The sequence below is a fragment of the Escherichia sp. E14V7 genome, assembly GCF_004212225.1.
Classification (GTDB): domain Bacteria; phylum Pseudomonadota; class Gammaproteobacteria; order Enterobacterales; family Enterobacteriaceae; genus Escherichia.
The window spans coordinates 163,384-179,449 of sequence record NZ_RHJJ01000014.1 but is presented as its reverse complement, the minus strand read 5'-3'; the positions used below and the strand labels follow the sequence as shown (position 1 = coordinate 179,449).

Annotated in this window: 17 protein-coding genes and 7 tRNA genes; 21 read left to right on the top strand and 3 right to left on the bottom strand. The window is 50.5% G+C overall.

Going from position 1 to position 16,066, the window contains the following annotated elements; translation table 11 throughout:
• The first annotated feature begins 231 nt into the window (after positions 1 to 231).
• The 20 genes from cydA to pnuC all read left to right on the top strand — a co-directional run bounded on the left by cydA (position 232) and on the right by pnuC (position 12,233).
• Complete coding sequence (gene cydA, locus D9741_RS16870) at positions 232 to 1,800, top strand: cytochrome ubiquinol oxidase subunit I (RefSeq protein ID WP_010331061.1); 1,569 nt, start codon at positions 232 to 234, stop codon at positions 1,798 to 1,800.
• A 15-nt stretch (positions 1,801 to 1,815) separates the two neighbouring features.
• Positions 1,816 to 2,955, top strand: a complete 1,140-nt coding sequence (cydB, locus tag D9741_RS16865; RefSeq protein WP_000568264.1) for a cytochrome d ubiquinol oxidase subunit II — start codon at positions 1,816 to 1,818, stop codon at positions 2,953 to 2,955.
• Between the two features lie 14 nt (positions 2,956 to 2,969).
• Positions 2,970 to 3,083 (top strand): cytochrome bd-I oxidase subunit CydX, encoded by a 114-nt coding sequence (cydX, locus tag D9741_RS16860; protein WP_000270283.1) that lies wholly within the window; start codon positions 2,970 to 2,972, stop codon positions 3,081 to 3,083.
• The gene (gene ybgE / locus D9741_RS16855; protein ID WP_063096546.1) at positions 3,083 to 3,376 is read left to right on the top strand and encodes a cyd operon protein YbgE; all 294 of its coding nucleotides are present in this window, start codon (positions 3,083 to 3,085) and stop codon (positions 3,374 to 3,376) included. Before cydX ends, ybgE begins: the two co-directional genes overlap by 1 nt.
• Before the next feature lie 149 nt (positions 3,377 to 3,525).
• The gene (gene ybgC, locus D9741_RS16850) at positions 3,526 to 3,930 is read left to right on the top strand and encodes a tol-pal system-associated acyl-CoA thioesterase (protein WP_001098372.1); all 405 of its coding nucleotides are present in this window, start codon (positions 3,526 to 3,528) and stop codon (positions 3,928 to 3,930) included.
• Complete coding sequence (gene tolQ / locus D9741_RS16845; protein ID WP_000131310.1) at positions 3,927 to 4,619, top strand: Tol-Pal system protein TolQ; 693 nt, start codon at positions 3,927 to 3,929, stop codon at positions 4,617 to 4,619. Before ybgC ends, tolQ begins: the two co-directional genes overlap by 4 nt.
• Positions 4,620 to 4,622: 3 nt before the next feature.
• Entirely contained in the window at positions 4,623 to 5,051 is a 429-nt protein-coding gene (gene tolR, locus D9741_RS16840) for a colicin uptake protein TolR (protein WP_130214950.1), read from the top strand.
• A gap of 63 nt (positions 5,052 to 5,114) precedes the next feature.
• Entirely contained in the window at positions 5,115 to 6,407 is a 1,293-nt protein-coding gene (tolA, locus tag D9741_RS16835) for a cell envelope integrity protein TolA (protein WP_130214948.1), read from the top strand.
• Between the two features lie 132 nt (positions 6,408 to 6,539).
• Entirely contained in the window at positions 6,540 to 7,832 is a 1,293-nt protein-coding gene (gene tolB / locus D9741_RS16830; protein WP_010352214.1) for a Tol-Pal system beta propeller repeat protein TolB, read from the top strand.
• A gap of 34 nt (positions 7,833 to 7,866) precedes the next feature.
• Positions 7,867 to 8,388: a peptidoglycan-associated lipoprotein Pal gene (gene pal, locus D9741_RS16825; RefSeq protein ID WP_001295306.1), complete on the top strand. Its 522-nt coding sequence runs from the start codon at positions 7,867 to 7,869 to the stop codon at positions 8,386 to 8,388.
• 9 nt (positions 8,389 to 8,397) lie between these two features.
• Positions 8,398 to 9,189 carry a cell division protein CpoB gene (gene cpoB, locus D9741_RS16820; protein WP_130214946.1) on the top strand — a complete coding sequence of 264 codons (792 nt, stop codon included), beginning with the start codon at positions 8,398 to 8,400 and terminating at the stop codon, positions 9,187 to 9,189.
• A gap of 164 nt (positions 9,190 to 9,353) precedes the next feature.
• Positions 9,354 to 9,429 (top strand) — tRNA-Lys (locus D9741_RS16815).
• Between the two features lie 35 nt (positions 9,430 to 9,464).
• Positions 9,465 to 9,540: transfer RNA gene (locus D9741_RS16810), tRNA-Val, on the top strand.
• Positions 9,541 to 9,542: 2 nt separating this feature from the next.
• A tRNA-Lys gene (locus D9741_RS16805) sits at positions 9,543 to 9,618 on the top strand.
• A gap of 51 nt (positions 9,619 to 9,669) precedes the next feature.
• Positions 9,670 to 9,745 (top strand) — tRNA-Val (locus tag D9741_RS16800).
• A gap of 3 nt (positions 9,746 to 9,748) precedes the next feature.
• A tRNA-Lys gene (locus D9741_RS16795) sits at positions 9,749 to 9,824 on the top strand.
• Between the two features lie 146 nt (positions 9,825 to 9,970).
• Positions 9,971 to 10,046 (top strand) — tRNA-Lys (locus D9741_RS16790).
• 33 nt (positions 10,047 to 10,079) lie between these two features.
• Positions 10,080 to 10,155 (top strand) — tRNA-Lys (locus D9741_RS16785).
• Positions 10,156 to 10,432: 277 nt separating this feature from the next.
• Positions 10,433 to 11,476, top strand: coding sequence for a quinolinate synthase NadA (gene nadA, locus D9741_RS16780; protein WP_130214944.1), 1,044 nt, complete (start codon positions 10,433 to 10,435; stop codon positions 11,474 to 11,476).
• A 37-nt stretch (positions 11,477 to 11,513) separates the two neighbouring features.
• Positions 11,514 to 12,233: a nicotinamide riboside transporter PnuC gene (gene pnuC, locus D9741_RS16775; RefSeq protein WP_130214942.1), complete on the top strand. Its 720-nt coding sequence runs from the start codon at positions 11,514 to 11,516 to the stop codon at positions 12,231 to 12,233.
• Here pnuC and zitB read toward each other — a convergent pair.
• Positions 12,230 to 13,165, bottom strand: a complete 936-nt coding sequence (gene zitB / locus D9741_RS16770; protein ID WP_130214939.1) for a CDF family zinc transporter ZitB — start codon at positions 13,163 to 13,165, stop codon at positions 12,230 to 12,232. The genes pnuC and zitB overlap by 4 nt on opposite strands.
• Positions 13,166 to 13,279: 114 nt before the next feature.
• Complete coding sequence (locus D9741_RS16765; protein WP_064530615.1) at positions 13,280 to 13,660, bottom strand: YbgS-like family protein; 381 nt, start codon at positions 13,658 to 13,660, stop codon at positions 13,280 to 13,282.
• Between the two features lie 315 nt (positions 13,661 to 13,975).
• Here D9741_RS16765 and aroG point away from each other — a divergent pair, with 315 nt between their 5' ends.
• Complete coding sequence (gene aroG / locus D9741_RS16760; RefSeq protein ID WP_130214937.1) at positions 13,976 to 15,028, top strand: 3-deoxy-7-phosphoheptulonate synthase AroG; 1,053 nt, start codon at positions 13,976 to 13,978, stop codon at positions 15,026 to 15,028.
• 158 nt (positions 15,029 to 15,186) lie between these two features.
• Here aroG and gpmA read toward each other — a convergent pair whose 3' ends face one another.
• Positions 15,187 to 15,939, bottom strand: a complete 753-nt coding sequence (gene gpmA / locus D9741_RS16755; protein ID WP_001295305.1) for a 2,3-diphosphoglycerate-dependent phosphoglycerate mutase — start codon at positions 15,937 to 15,939, stop codon at positions 15,187 to 15,189.
• Between the last annotated feature and the right edge of the window lie 127 nt (positions 15,940 to 16,066).

The following is a 16,066-nucleotide window of genomic DNA, read 5'->3' as shown; positions in this document are numbered from 1 at the left end:
AATTTGCTCAATAAAAACCTGTTTATTGTAAGGATTTTGCGGCGTAATATAATTACGGGATCAATTTGGTTTATTCATTAACATATTTGTAACTTTTTTATCATTGTCTTTCCTCTTTTGATGAAATGGCAACGATAGGGGCGAGCAAATAATTTTGTATTGGGGCATGCGTGTGACCCTTTCTAACGGGGTTCACTCTCGGAGTCTTCATGCGATGAGCAAGGAGTCATGATGTTAGATATAGTCGAACTGTCGCGCTTACAGTTTGCCTTGACCGCGATGTACCACTTCCTTTTTGTGCCGCTGACGCTCGGTATGGCGTTCCTGCTGGCCATTATGGAAACGGTCTACGTCCTTTCCGGCAAACAGATTTATAAAGATATGACCAAGTTCTGGGGCAAGTTGTTTGGTATCAACTTTGCTCTGGGTGTGGCAACCGGTCTGACCATGGAGTTCCAGTTCGGGACTAACTGGTCTTACTATTCCCACTATGTAGGGGATATCTTCGGTGCTCCGCTGGCAATCGAAGGTCTGATGGCCTTCTTCCTCGAATCCACCTTTGTAGGTCTGTTCTTCTTCGGTTGGGATCGTCTGGGTAAAGTTCAGCATATGTGTGTCACCTGGCTGGTGGCGCTCGGTTCAAACCTGTCCGCACTGTGGATTCTGGTTGCGAACGGCTGGATGCAAAACCCAATCGCGTCCGATTTCAATTTCGAAACCATGCGTATGGAGATGGTGAGCTTCTCCGAACTGGTGCTTAACCCGGTTGCTCAGGTGAAATTCGTTCACACTGTAGCCTCTGGTTATGTGACTGGCGCGATGTTCATCCTCGGTATCAGCGCATGGTATATGCTGAAAGGCCGTGACTTCGCCTTCGCTAAACGCTCCTTTGCTATCGCTGCAAGCTTCGGTATGGCTGCCGTTCTGTCTGTTATTGTTCTGGGTGATGAATCCGGTTACGAAATGGGCGACGTGCAGAAAACCAAACTGGCTGCAATTGAAGCCGAGTGGGAAACGCAACCTGCGCCTGCTGCCTTTACTCTGTTCGGTATTCCTGATCAGGATGAGCAGACGAACAAATTTGCGATCCAGATCCCTTACGCGCTGGGCATCATTGCAACGCGTTCCGTGGATACGCCAGTGATCGGCCTGAAAGAGCTGATGGTTCAGCATGAAGAACGCATCCGCAACGGGATGAAAGCGTACTCTCTGCTCGAACAACTGCGTTCTGGTTCTACCGACCAGGCGGTTCGTGACCAGTTCAATAGCATGAAGAAAGACCTCGGTTACGGTCTGCTGCTGAAACGCTATACACCAAACGTGGCGGATGCGACTGAAGCTCAGATTCAACAGGCAACCAAAGACTCCATTCCGCGTGTAGCGCCGCTGTACTTCGCGTTCCGCATCATGGTGGCGTGTGGCTTCCTGCTGCTGGCAATCATTGCGCTCTCCTTCTGGAGTGTCATCCGCAACCGCATTGGCGAGAAAAAATGGCTGCTGCGCGCCGCGCTGTACGGTATTCCGCTGCCGTGGATTGCTGTAGAAGCGGGCTGGTTCGTGGCTGAATATGGCCGCCAACCGTGGGCTATCGGTGAAGTGCTGCCGACAGCTGTGGCGAACTCGTCACTGACCGCAGGCGATCTCATCTTCTCGATGGTGCTGATTTGCGGCCTGTATACCCTGTTCCTGGTGGCAGAATTGTTCTTAATGTTCAAGTTTGCACGCCTCGGCCCAAGCAGCCTGAAAACCGGTCGCTATCACTTTGAGCAGTCCTCCACGACTACTCAGCCGGCACGCTAAGACAGGAGTCGTCAAATGATCGATTATGAAGTATTGCGTTTTATCTGGTGGCTGCTGGTTGGCATTCTGCTGATTGGTTTTGCAGTCACTGACGGTTTCGACATGGGGGTGGGCATGCTCACCCGTTTCCTCGGTCGTAACGACACCGAGCGTCGAATTATGATTAACTCCATCGCACCACACTGGGACGGTAACCAGGTATGGCTGATCACCGCAGGCGGCGCACTGTTTGCTGCCTGGCCGATGGTCTATGCTGCTGCGTTTTCTGGCTTCTATGTGGCGATGATCCTCGTGCTGGCGTCTTTGTTCTTCCGTCCGGTCGGTTTTGATTACCGCTCCAAGATTGAAGAAACCCGCTGGCGTAACATGTGGGACTGGGGCATCTTCATTGGTAGCTTCGTTCCGCCGCTGGTGATTGGTGTGGCGTTCGGTAACCTGTTGCAGGGCGTACCGTTCAACGTTGATGAATATCTGCGTCTGTACTACACCGGTAACTTCTTCCAGCTGCTTAACCCGTTCGGCCTGCTGGCAGGTGTGGTGAGCGTAGGGATGATCATTACCCAGGGCGCAACCTATCTGCAGATGCGTACCGTGGGCGAGCTGCACCTGCGTACCCGTGCAACGGCTCAGGTGGCGGCTCTGGTGACACTGGTCTGCTTCGCACTGGCTGGCGTATGGGTGATGTACGGTATCGATGGTTATGTCGTGAAATCGACAATGGACCATTACGCTGCCTCTAACCCGCTGAATAAAGAAGTGGTTCGTGAAGCTGGCGCATGGCTGGTTAACTTCAACAACACGCCGATTCTGTGGGCTATTCCGGCGCTGGGTGTGGTTCTGCCACTGCTGACCATCCTGACTGCACGTATGGATAAAGCCGCGTGGGCGTTTGTGTTCTCCTCCCTGACGCTGGCCTGCATCATCCTGACTGCCGGTATTGCAATGTTCCCGTTTGTGATGCCGTCCAGCACCATGATGAATGCAAGTCTGACAATGTGGGATGCAACTTCCAGCCAGCTGACGCTTAACGTCATGACCTGGGTTGCGGTGGTTCTGGTTCCGATCATTCTGCTCTACACCGCCTGGTGTTACTGGAAAATGTTCGGACGTATCACCAAAGAAGATATTGAACGTAACACCCACTCTCTGTACTAAGTAAGGAGCTAAAAATGTGGTATTTCGCATGGATTCTGGGAACGCTTCTTGCCTGTTCGTTTGGGGTAATCACCGCGCTGGCGCTTGAGCACGTCGAATCAGGTAAAGCCGGTCAAGAAGACAGCTGATGAGTAAGGTTATCGCAACTTTGTATGCGGTAATGGACAAGCGCCCCCTGCGGGCGCTTTCCTTCGTGATGGCGCTTCTGTTAGCAGGATGTATGTTTTGGGACCCATCACGTTTTGCCGCGAAGACCAGTGAACTGGAAATCTGGCATGGTTTATTGCTGATGTGGGCCGTCTGTGCTGGCGTAATTCACGGCGTGGGTTTTCGTCCGCAGAAGGTTCTCTGGCAAGGGATTTTTTGCCCACTGCTTGCCGATATCGTTCTCATTGTCGGGCTGATTTTCTTCTTCTTTTAAATCAGAATTCTCTTTAAAAATTTATGGACCTTCAACAGTCCATAAATTTTTACGCTCCCTTAACTTGCCCTCATTCCCAAACCTCAATCGCGCGCGTATAGTAGCAGCGTTTAAAAGTTCTAATTTTTGTTGCATTACTGGGATGTAAAGTGAATACAACGCTGTTTCGATGGCCGGTTCGCGTCTACTATGAAGATACCGATGCCGGTGGTGTGGTGTACCACGCCAGTTACATCGCTTTTTATGAAAGAGCACGCACAGAGATGCTGCGTCATCATCACTTCAGTCAACAGGCTTTGATGGCTGAACGCGTTGCCTTCGTGGTGCGTAAGATGACGGTGGAATATTACGCGCCTGCGCGGCTCGACGATATGCTCGAAATACAGACTGAAATAACATCAATGCGTGGCACCTCTTTGGTTTTCACGCAACGTATTGTCAACGCTGAGAATACTCTGCTGAATGAAGCCGAGGTTCTGATTGTTTGCGTTGACCCACTCAAAATGAAGCCTCGTGCGCTTCCCAAGTCTATTGTCGCGGAGTTTAAGCAGTGACTGACATGAATATCCTTGATTTGTTCCTGAAGGCGAGCCTTCTGGTTAAACTTATCATGTTGATTTTGATTGGTTTTTCAATCGCATCCTGGGCCATTATTATCCAGCGGACCCGTATTCTTAACGCCGCAGCTCGCGAAGCCGAAGCGTTTGAGGATAAATTCTGGTCTGGAATCGAACTTTCTCGCCTCTATCAGGAGAGCCAGGGAAAACGAGATAATCTCTCGGGGTCGGAACAAATCTTTTACAGTGGGTTCAAAGAATTTGTGCGCCTGCATCGTGCTAACAGCCATGCACCGGAAGCCGTAGTGGAAGGCGCGTCGCGCGCGATGCGTATTTCCATGAACCGTGAGCTGGAAAATCTGGAAACGCACATTCCGTTTCTCGGCACTGTGGGTTCCATCAGCCCGTATATCGGTCTGTTCGGTACAGTCTGGGGGATCATGCATGCCTTTATCGCTCTCGGCGCGGTGAAGCAGGCAACATTGCAAATGGTTGCGCCCGGTATCGCAGAAGCGTTGATTGCTACAGCAATCGGTCTGTTCGCCGCTATTCCGGCGGTTATGGCCTACAACCGCCTCAACCAGCGCGTAAACAAACTGGAACTGAATTACGACAACTTTATGGAAGAGTTTACCGCGATTCTGCACCGCCAGGCGTTTACCGTTAGCGAGAGCAACAAGGGGTAAGCCATGGCCAGAGCGCGTGGACGAGGTCGTCGCGATCTCAAGTCCGAAATCAACATTGTACCGTTGCTGGACGTACTGCTGGTGCTGTTGCTGATCTTTATGGCGACAGCGCCCATCATCACCCAGAGCGTGGAGGTCGATCTGCCAGACGCTACTGAATCACAGGCGGTGAGCAGTAACGATAATCCGCCTGTGATTGTTGAAGTGTCTGGTATTGGTCAGTACACCGTGGTGGTTGAGAAAGAGCGTCTGGAGCGTTTACCACCAGAGCAGGTGGTGGCGGAAGTATCCAGCCGTTTCAATGCCAACCCGAAAACGGTCTTTCTGATCGGTGGCGCAAAAGATGTGCCTTACGATGAAATAATTAAAGCGCTGAACTTGTTACACAGTGCGGGTGTGAAATCGGTTGGTTTAATGACGCAGCCTATTTAAGCATCTGCGTTTCCCTTGCTTTAAGAGAGCGGGTAACAGGCGAACAGTTTTTGGGAACCGAGAGTGTCAAAGGCAACCGAACAAAACGACAAGCTCAAACGGGCGATAATTATTTCAGCAGTGCTGCATGTCATCTTATTTGCAGTGCTGATCTGGAGTTCGTTCGATGAGAATATAGAAGCTTCAGCCGGAGGCGGCGGTGGTTCGTCCATCGACGCTGTAATGGTTGATTCAGGTGCGGTAGTTGAGCAGTACAAACGCATGCAAAGCCAGGAATCAAGCGCGAAGCGTTCTGAAGAGCAGCGCAAGATGAAGGAACAGCAGGCTGCTGAAGAACTGCGTGAGAAACAAGCGGCTGAACAGGAACGCCTGAAGCAGCTTGAGAAAGAACGGTTAGCTGCTCAGGAACAGAAGAAACAGGCTGAAGAAGCCGCTAAACAGGCCGAGTTAAAGCAGAAGCAAGCGGAAGAGGCAGCAGCGAAAGCGGCGGCAGATGCTAAAGCGAAGGCTGAAGCGGAAGCCAAAGCTGCCGAAGAAGCAGCGAAGAAAGCGGCTGCGGACGCGAAGAAAAAAGCAGAAGCAGAAGCCGCCAAAGCCGCAGCCGAAGCGCAGAAAAAAGCCGAGGCCGAAGCCGCCAAAGCTGCAGCGGCGCTGAAGAAGAAAGCGGAAGCGGCAGAAGCTGCTGCAGCTGAAGCAAGAAAGAAAGCGGCAACTGAAGCTGCTGAAAAAGCGAAGGCAGACGCTGAGCAGAAAGCGGCTGCTGAAAAGGCGGCTGCAGATAAGAAAGCCGCCGCTGAAAAAGCCGCAGCCGACAAAAAAGCAGCAGAAAAAGCGGCTGCTGAAAAGGCAGCAGCTGATAAGAAAGCAGCTGCAGAAAAAGCCGCCGCAGACAAAAAAGCCGCAGCGGCAAAAGCAGCAGCAGAAAAAGCAGCAGCTGAAAAAGCGGCTGCAGCAAAAGCTGCCGCGGAGGCAGATGATATTTTCGGTGAGCTAAGCTCTGGTAAGAATGCACCGAAAACGGGGGGAGGGGCGAAAGGGAACAATGCTTCGCCTGCCGGGAGTGGTAATACTAAAAACAATGGCGCATCAGGCGCAGATATCAATAACTATGCCGGGCAGATTAAATCTGCTATCGAAAGTAAGTTCTATGATGCATCGTCCTATGCAGGTAAAACCTGTACGCTGCGCATAAAACTGGCACCAGATGGCATGTTACTGGATATCAAACCTGAAGGTGGCGATCCCGCTCTTTGTCAGGCTGCGTTGGCAGCAGCTAAACTTGCGAAGATCCCGAAACCACCAAGCCAGGCAGTATATGAAGTGTTCAAGAACGCACCATTGGACTTCAAACCGTAATCGCGATGTTGGTCGTCACGGCGGTCAACATCAGACATCGGTTGTCGTAGGGTTCTGGTAGTTTTGTGTATTTGAGTTTGTTAACATTCTGCTAAATTATCGTGGGCTATCTGTCCAGATAAGGGAGATATGATGAAGCAGGCATTACGAGTAGCATTTGGTTTTCTCATACTGTGGGCGTCAGTTCTGCATGCTGAAGTCCGCATTGTGATCGACAGTGGTGTAGATTCCGGTCGTCCTATTGGTGTCGTTCCATTCCAGTGGGCGGGTCCAGGTGCGGCACCTGAAGATATTGGCGGCATCGTTGCTGCTGACTTGCGTAACAGCGGTAAATTTAATCCGTTAGATCGCGCTCGTCTGCCTCAACAGCCAGGTAGCGCGCAGGAAGTTCAACCTGCTGCATGGTCTGCGCTGGGCATTGACGCTGTCGTTGTAGGTCAGGTCACTCCGAATCCGGACGGTTCTTACAATGTTGCTTATCAGCTGGTTGATACCGGCGGTGCACCGGGTACTGTGCTTGCTCAGAACTCATACAAAGTAAACAAACAATGGCTGCGTTACGCTGGCCATACCGCCAGTGATGAAGTGTTTGAAAAACTGACCGGCATTAAAGGTGCGTTCCGTACCCGTATTGCCTATGTTGTTCAGACCAATGGTGGCCAGTTCCCGTATGAGTTGCGCGTGTCTGACTATGATGGCTACAACCAGTTTGTGGTTCACCGTTCTCCGCAGCCGCTGATGTCTCCGGCGTGGTCACCGGACGGTTCTAAACTGGCATATGTTACCTTCGAAAGCGGTCGTTCCGCGCTGGTAATCCAGACGCTGGCTAACGGTGCAGTGCGTCAGGTTGCTTCCTTCCCGCGTCACAACGGTGCGCCTGCCTTCTCGCCAGACGGCAGCAAACTGGCTTTTGCGCTGTCGAAAACTGGTAGCCTGAATCTGTACGTAATGGATTTAGCCTCTGGTCAAATCCGTCAGGTGACAGATGGTCGCAGCAACAACACTGAACCGACCTGGTTCCCGGACAGTCAAAACCTGGCCTTCACCTCTGACCAGGCCGGTCGTCCGCAGGTTTATAAAGTGAATATCAATGGCGGTGCGCCGCAACGTATTACCTGGGAAGGTTCGCAGAACCAGGATGCGGATGTCAGCAGCGACGGTAAATTTATGGTAATGGTTAGCTCCAATGGTGGGCAGCAGCACATTGCCAAACAAGATCTGGTAACGGGAGGCGTACAAGTTCTGTCCTCAACGTTCCTGGATGAAACGCCAAGTCTGGCACCTAACGGCACTATGGTAATCTACAGCTCTTCTCAGGGGATGGGATCCGTGCTGAATTTGGTTTCTACAGATGGGCGTTTCAAAGCGCGTCTTCCGGCAACTGATGGACAGGTCAAATTCCCTGCCTGGTCGCCGTATCTGTGATAATAATTAATTGAATAGTAAAGGAATCATTGAAATGCAACTGAACAAAGTGCTGAAAGGGCTGATGATTGCTCTGCCTGTTATGGCAATTGCGGCATGTTCTTCCAACAAGAACGCCAGCAATGACGGCAGCGAAGGCATGCTGGGTGCCGGCACTGGTATGGATGCGAACGGCGGCAACGGCAACATGTCTTCCGAAGAGCAGGCTCGTCTGCAAATGCAACAGCTGCAGCAGAATAACATCGTTTACTTCGATCTGGACAAATACGATATCCGTTCTGACTTCGCTCAAATGCTGGATGCACACGCAAACTTCCTGCGTAGCAACCCGTCTTACAAAGTCACCGTAGAAGGTCACGCGGACGAACGTGGTACTCCGGAATACAACATCTCCCTGGGTGAACGTCGTGCGAACGCCGTTAAGATGTACCTGCAGGGTAAAGGCGTTTCTGCAGACCAGATCTCCATCGTTTCTTACGGTAAAGAAAAACCTGCAGTACTGGGTCATGACGAAGCGGCATACTCCAAAAACCGTCGTGCGGTACTGGTTTACTAAGAGAATTGCATGAGCAGTAACTTCAGACATCAACTATTGAGTCTGTCGTTACTGGTTGGTATAGCGGCCCCCTGGGCCGCTTTTGCTCAGGCACCAATCAGTAGTGTCGGCTCAGGCTCGGTCGAAGACCGCGTCACTCAACTTGAGCGTATTTCTAATGCTCACAGCCAGCTTTTAACCCAACTCCAGCAACAACTCTCTGATAATCAGTCCGATATTGATTCCCTGCGTGGTCAAATTCAGGAAAATCAGTATCAACTGAATCAGGTCGTGGAGCGGCAGAAGCAGATCTTGTTGCAGATCGATAGCCTTAGCAGCGGTGGTGCAGCGGCACAATCAGCCAGCGGCGATCAAAGCGGGGCGGCGGCGGCAACGACGCCAACAGCTGATGCAGGTACTGCGAATGCTGGCGCGCCGGTGAAAAGCGGCGATGCAAATACTGATTACAATGCAGCTATTGCGCTGGTACAGGATAAATCCCGCCAGGATGACGCGATGGTGGCATTTCAGAATTTCATCAAAAATTATCCTGATTCAACTTACCTGCCCAACGCCAATTATTGGCTGGGTCAGTTAAACTACAACAAGGGTAAGAAAGATGATGCGGCGTACTATTTTGCTTCGGTAGTGAAAAACTATCCGAAGTCACCGAAGGCTGCAGATGCGATGTTTAAAGTTGGCGTCATCATGCAGGACAAAGGTGACACTGCGAAAGCAAAAGCCGTGTACCAGCAGGTTATCAGTAAATACCCTGGTACTGATGGTGCTAAACAGGCCCAAAAACGTCTGAACGCCATGTAATGCATAACACGCGACCAGAAGTCGCATTATTTCTGGTCGTGTCGTGCGATTCATAAGCAGTTGAGTGATCTACATCGAAATTTTTGTTGCGCTCAAGTCTGAAATCAGTAATATATGCCGCCGTTGCCACGGGATATCAAACAAACCGAAAGCAACGAAAAAGTGGGTCGTTAGCTCAGTTGGTAGAGCAGTTGACTTTTAATCAATTGGTCGCAGGTTCGAATCCTGCACGACCCACCACTAACATAGTTAGTTGTAGTATCCAGCGTAGTATCGGGTGATTAGCTCAGCTGGGAGAGCACCTCCCTTACAAGGAGGGGGTCGGCGGTTCGATCCCGTCATCACCCACCACCGGGTCGTTAGCTCAGTTGGTAGAGCAGTTGACTTTTAATCAATTGGTCGCAGGTTCGAATCCTGCACGACCCACCACTAATTGCGGTGTGTTTGGTGGAAGCAGTTTGTAGTATCCAGCGCAGTATCGGGTGATTAGCTCAGCTGGGAGAGCACCTCCCTTACAAGGAGGGGGTCGGCGGTTCGATCCCGTCATCACCCACCACTCGGGTCGTTAGCTCAGTTGGTAGAGCAGTTGACTTTTAATCAATTGGTCGCAGGTTCGAATCCTGCACGACCCACCAATCTTAACATCAAACTCAGATGTTAAGCGTGAAGGATAACGTTGCGCCAGCAACGGCCCGTAGGGCGAGCGAAGCGAGTCATCCTGCACGACCCACCAATCTTAAAGATTGGATTCGAGTAAAAATCATTCAGGTAACACCCATATGGGTCGTTAGCTCAGTTGGTAGAGCAGTTGACTTTTAATCAATTGGTCGCAGGTTCGAATCCTGCACGACCCACCATCCTGAATGATTAAAGCAGCATAATCCCGCAAGGGGTCGTTAGCTCAGTTGGTAGAGCAGTTGACTTTTAATCAATTGGTCGCAGGTTCGAATCCTGCACGACCCACCAATGTAAAAAAGCGCCCTAAAGGCGCTTTTTTGCTATTCAGGCATCCCTCAATTTCAATTCTTGACCCTGATGACATACTCCGCGCTTGCTGCGTAAACAACTCTACGTCGGAGGAATAAGACGCAAAGTATGGCATTCGGCATCTCATACGTAATTCGAGTGACTTTTCCCCACCATTCGACTATCTTGTTTAGCATATAAAACAAATTACGCCGATAATAGCGAATATCACGCTTATGTCGGTTTTAACGTTAAGCCTGTAAAACGAGATGGACAAATGAGCGTGATGTTTGATCCTGAAACGGCGATATATCCTTTCCCCCCGAAGCCAACGCCGTTAAGCATTGATGAAAAAGCGTATTATCGCGAGAAAATAAAACGTCTGCTGAAAGAACGTAATGCGGTGATGGTCGCCCACTACTATACCGATCCCGAAATTCAACAGCTGGCTGAAGAAACCGGTGGCTGTATCTCTGATTCTCTGGAAATGGCCCGCTTCGGTGCTAAGCATCCCGCTTCTACGCTGTTAGTTGCTGGGGTGAGATTTATGGGGGAAACTGCCAAAATTCTCAGCCCGGAAAAAACAATTCTGATGCCAACACTTCAGGCTGAATGTTCACTGGATCTCGGATGTCCGATTGAAGAATTCAACGCATTTTGCGATGCCCATCCCGATCGTACTGTCGTTGTCTACGCCAACACTTCTGCTGCGGTAAAAGCGCGTGCAGATTGGGTGGTAACTTCAAGCATTGCCGTCGAACTCATTGATCATCTGGATAGCTTGGGTGAAAAAATTATCTGGGCACCAGACAAACATTTGGGGCGTTACGTGCAAAAACAGACAGGCGCAGACATCTTATGCTGGCAAGGCGCCTGTATCGTTCATGACGAGTTTAAGACTCAGGCGTTAACCCAATTACAAAAACAGTACCCCGATGCTGCCATACTGGTGCATCCGGAGTCACCACAAGCTATTGTCGATATGGCCGATGCTGTTGGTTCCACAAGTCAGTTGATTAACGCTGCAAAAACATTGCCGCATCAGCAACTGATTGTGGCGACTGACCGGGGCATTTTCTACAAAATGCAGCAGGCAGTGCCAGATAAAAAATTGCTGGAAGCGCCAACCGCAGGCGAGGGCGCTACCTGTCGAAGTTGCGCTCATTGTCCGTGGATGGCAATGAATGGCCTTCAGGCCATCGCAGAGGCGCTGGAACAGGGAGGAAGCAATCACGAGGTTCATGTTGACGAAAATCTGCGAGAGAGGGCGCTGGTGCCGCTCAACCGCATGCTGGATTTTGCGGCTACACTACGTGGATAACTGACAATAAGGCGTCACGCTACGCATTGGGGGAAAGATGGATTTTTTTAGCACACAGAACATTCTGGTTCATATACCGATCGGTGCTGGCGGTTACGATCTCTCATGGATCGAAGCGGTGGGGACGATCGCCGGGTTACTGTGTATTGGCCTTGCCAGTCTGGAGAAGATCAGTAACTACTTTTTTGGCCTGATCAACGTTACCCTGTTTGGCATTATTTTCTTTCAGATTCAGCTGTATGCCAGCCTGCTGTTACAGGTGTTTTTCTTTGCCGCTAACATTTATGGCTGGTATGCCTGGTCGCGACAAACCAGTCAACATGAAACTGAGTTGAAAATTCGCTGGTTGCCATTGCCGAAGGCGCTAAGCTGGTTGGCGGTTTGCGTTGTTTCGATTGGTCTGATGACGGTATTTATCAATCCGGTGTTTGCATTTTTGACCCGCGTGGCAGTCACGATTATGCAAGCATTGGGTTTGCAGGTAGTGATGCCAGAATTGCAACCGGACGCCTTCCCATTCTGGGACTCCTGCATGATGGTACTCTCCATCGTGGCAATGATTCTGATGACGCGTAAATACGTCGAAAACTGGTTATTGTGGGTCATCATTAACGTGATTAGCGTGGTGATTTTCGCCTTGCAGGGCGTCTATGCCATGTCGCTGGAGTATCTGATCCTGACCTTTATTGCCCTCAACGGCAGCCGGATGTGGATCAACAGCGCACGCGAAAGAGGTTCACGCGCGCTGTCCCATTAATGGTGATGATGTGAATGGCCAGACACCCCTTCATTCAGGTGGCAGTCTGGCCCATGACAAGGTTGATATTCCATCTGGATGGTGGCGTGCTCAATCTGATAGTGATCCATCAGATAGTGTTGGATCTGATCTAACAAGGCATCGTGATCGTGTGGCGGGATCACCTGCACATGCAGCGTCATCACTGGCTTTTCGCCCACCATCCACACATGTACATGGTGCACATTGCGGACTTCCGGGATTTCCCGGCACATGCGGCGTTTCATTTCAGCAATATCCAGCGAAACGGGCGCACCTTCAAGTAATTCATTCACGCTGTCTTTCAATAATCGCCACGCGCTGCGTAGAACCAGAAGCGACACGAGTATCGAGAGAATGGGGTCCGCAGGTGTCCAGCCGGTCCAGATAATTATCAACGCGGCGACGATAGCGCCAACGGAACCCAGCAGGTCCCCAAGCACATGCAGTGCCGCTGCTCGCACGTTGAGGTTTTTCTCTTCACTACCGTGATGAAGTAGCCAGAAAGAAAGTATATTTGCCAGCAATCCCGCCACGGCAATCGCCATCATCATACCGCCTTCAACCGGACGCGGCGTGCGGAAACGTTCTATCGCCTCCCAGACAATCAAAATCGTAATCACCACCAGGGCGATGGCATTCACAAACGCCGCGAGCGTGGTCAATCTTAGCCAACCGAAAGTGTGGCGAATGGTGGGAGGACGACGTGAAAATTGCACGGCGAGTAGGGCGAAAAGCAGGGCGGCAGTATCGGTCAACATATGTCCGGCATCAGCCAGCAATGCCAGAGAACCGGAAAGAAAACCGCCAATGACTTCTACCAGCATAAACCCGGCAGTCACGCCGAAAGCATACAACAAGCGACGAGCATTATTATCTTCTGGCAGGTGTGGGGAAGTGTGTGAGTGCGCCATGACGAGTCATCCCTTAATTTATCTCACTTAACTTTATGACATCATACTTCTTTTAGAAGGGAAAAATTAAAAAGGAGAGCCTCCGCTCTCCCATTATCAGCCATATATCCTGGCTTACTGCGTAGTACCGTCGGTTTTGGTATCGACATCATTATTGATGCCATCACCGGTTTGTACCTTTTTATTGATGTCCGGGCAGCGACCGTCTTTGCACATGGTATTTTTGTGCTCTTCATCTTTGGTCATGCCGTCATTGTTCATGGATGAACCATTCGGATGCAGCATTGTGCCGCCCGAGTTGGTATTTACCCCGTTATTGTCGACGTTATTTGGCGCGACATTTTCACGGGCGTCCGGGGCAACCTGGCCCGCATCTGCCGCGGCGTTTGCCTGGCCGTTGTTGGTTTGCGCTCCACTATCGGCAGCCAGTGCGGCGCCGCTGGCAAGGCTTAGAGTGGCAGTCAAAAATAGTGTGGCCAGTTTTGTCATTTTCATAGGATGCTCCTGTTATGGTCGTTATGTCGGATAACCTCTTCCAACAGTGCATTTGCAGGTGAATATCAGGCAATGGTTTAAGATTTCAGCCAGGCAAAGAAATCCAGCAGAGAATCTTGAAATAATTAATAAACAAAGAAGTTACAGTTAGAAATTGTAGGAGAGATCTCGTTTTTCGCGACAATATGGCGTATTTCTTGCCGATTCCAGGATTATTCCGTCCATAGTGTAAAACCCCGTTTACACATTCTGACGGAAGATATAGATTGGAAGGATTGCATTCACCAAGATAAGTATGGCAACACTGGAACAGACATGAATTATCAGAACGACGATTTACGCATCAAAGAAATCAAAGAGTTACTTCCTCCTGTCGCACTGCTGGAAAAATTCCCTGCTACTGAAAATGCCGCGAATACGGTTGCCCATGCCCGAAAAGCGATCCATAAGATCCTGAAAGGTAATGATGATCGCCTGTTAGTGGTGATTGGTCCGTGCTCAATTCATGATCCTGTCGCGGCTAAAGAGTATGCCACTCGCTTGCTGGCGCTGCGTGAAGAGCTAAAAGACGACCTGGAAATCGTAATGCGCGTCTATTTTGAAAAGCCGCGTACCACGGTGGGCTGGAAAGGGCTGATTAACGATCCGCATATGGATAACAGCTTCCAGATCAACGACGGTCTGCGTATTGCCCGTAAATTGCTGCTTGATATTAACGACAGCGGTCTGCCAGCGGCGGGTGAGTTTCTCGACATGATCACCCCACAATATCTCGCTGACCTGATGAGCTGGGGCGCAATTGGCGCACGTACTACGGAATCGCAGGTGCACCGCGAACTGGCATCTGGTCTTTCTTGCCCGGTAGGTTTCAAAAATGGCACAGACGGTACGATTAAAGTGGCTATCGATGCCATTAATGCCGCCGGTGCGCCGCACTGCTTCCTTTCAGTGACCAAATGGGGTCATTCGGCGATTGTGAATACCAGCGGTAACGGCGATTGCCATATCATTCTGCGCGGCGGTAAAGAGCCTAACTACAGCGCGAAGCACGTTGCTGAAGTGAAAGAAGGGCTGAACAAAGCAGGCCTGCCAGCACAAGTGATGATTGATTTCAGCCATGCCAACTCGTCCAAACAATTCCAAAAGCAGATGGATGTGTGTGCTGACGTTTGCCAGCAGATTGCTGGTGGCGAAAAAGCCATTATTGGTGTGATGGTGGAAAGTCATTTGGTTGAAGGCAATCAGAGTCTGGAGAGTGGCGAGCCGCTGGCTTATGGCAAGAGCATCACCGATGCCTGTATTGGCTGGGATGATACCGATGCTCTGTTACGCCAACTGGCGAACGCAGTAAAAGCGCGTCGCGGGTAAGGTTTAATTATCGGATACGCCGCCAGAGTGGCGTATCCGATGAGTCACCGTAAGCCTGATAAGACGCGCAGCGTCGCATCAGGCAATGTGCTCCATTGTTAGCAACAAAAAAGCCGACTCACTTGCAGTCGGCTTTCTCATTATTAAACGAATGACGTTTACTTCGCTTTACCCTGGTTAGCGACAGCAGCTGCTTTCGCCGCGATCTCGTCAGCATTACCCAGATAATAGCGTTTCAGCGGTTTGAAGTTCTCGTCGAACTCATACACCAGCGGCACACCAGTCGGGATATTCAGCTCAAGAATCTCTTCTTCGCTCATGTTATCGAGATATTTCACCAGCGCACGCAGGGAGTTACCGTGTGCAGCGATGATTACGCGCTCACCGCTCTTCATACGCGGCAGAATGGTTTCATTCCAGTAAGGGATCACGCGGTCAATGGTCAGCGCCAGGCTTTCAGTCAGCGGCAGCTCTTTCTCGCTCAGTTTCGCGTAACGCGGATCGTGGCCCGGATAACGCTCATCATCTTTAGTCAGTTCCGGCGGAGTCACCGCAAAACCACGACGCCACTGTTTCACCTGCTCGTCGCCATACTTTTCAGCAGTTTCCGCTTTGTTCAGACCCTGCAACGCACCGTAGTGACGTTCGTTCAGTTTCCAGGATTTCTCAACGGGCAGCCATGCCTGATCCAGTTCGTCCAGCACGTTCCACAGGGTATGGATAGCGCGTTTCAGCACAGAGGTGTAAGCAAAGTCAAAGCTGTAACCTTCCTCTTTCAGCAGCTTACCTGCTGCTTTTGCTTCGCTTACGCCTTTCTCAGACAGATCCACGTCGTACCAACCGGTGAAACGGTTTTCTTTGTTCCACTGACTTTCGCCATGACGAACCAGAACCAGCTTAGTTACAGCCATATACTTACTCCTCAAATCATCTTTTAATGATAATAATTCTCATTATATTGCCGTGACGAAGCAACAGCAATGCTTACGCATAACCATAGCGAAAATAGTGTCGCAGTGTAAGGTTGTTGTGAATATT

Bases quoted from the DNA above. Each gene is read 5' to 3' on its own strand.
- cydA (WP_010331061.1), top strand. From the start codon at position 232: ATGTTAGATATAGTCGAACTGTCGCGCTTACAGTTTGCCTTGACCGCG.
- cydB (WP_000568264.1), top strand. From the start codon at position 1,816: ATGATCGATTATGAAGTATTGCGTTTTATCTGGTGGCTGCTGGTTGGC.
- cydX (WP_000270283.1), top strand. From the start codon at position 2,970: ATGTGGTATTTCGCATGGATTCTGGGAACGCTTCTTGCCTGTTCGTTT.
- ybgE (WP_063096546.1), top strand. From the start codon at position 3,083: ATGAGTAAGGTTATCGCAACTTTGTATGCGGTAATGGACAAGCGCCCC.
- tolR (WP_130214950.1), top strand. From the start codon at position 4,623: ATGGCCAGAGCGCGTGGACGAGGTCGTCGCGATCTCAAGTCCGAAATC.
- tolB (WP_010352214.1), top strand. From the start codon at position 6,540: ATGAAGCAGGCATTACGAGTAGCATTTGGTTTTCTCATACTGTGGGCG.
- pal (WP_001295306.1), top strand. From the start codon at position 7,867: ATGCAACTGAACAAAGTGCTGAAAGGGCTGATGATTGCTCTGCCTGTT.
- cpoB (WP_130214946.1), top strand. From the start codon at position 8,398: ATGAGCAGTAACTTCAGACATCAACTATTGAGTCTGTCGTTACTGGTT.
- nadA (WP_130214944.1), top strand. From the start codon at position 10,433: ATGAGCGTGATGTTTGATCCTGAAACGGCGATATATCCTTTCCCCCCG.
- pnuC (WP_130214942.1), top strand. From the start codon at position 11,514: ATGGATTTTTTTAGCACACAGAACATTCTGGTTCATATACCGATCGGT.
- zitB (WP_130214939.1), bottom strand. From the start codon at position 13,165: ATGGCGCACTCACACACTTCCCCACACCTGCCAGAAGATAATAATGCT.
- D9741_RS16765 (WP_064530615.1), bottom strand. From the start codon at position 13,660: ATGAAAATGACAAAACTGGCCACACTATTTTTGACTGCCACTCTAAGC.
- aroG (WP_130214937.1), top strand. From the start codon at position 13,976: ATGAATTATCAGAACGACGATTTACGCATCAAAGAAATCAAAGAGTTA.
- gpmA (WP_001295305.1), bottom strand. From the start codon at position 15,939: ATGGCTGTAACTAAGCTGGTTCTGGTTCGTCATGGCGAAAGTCAGTGG.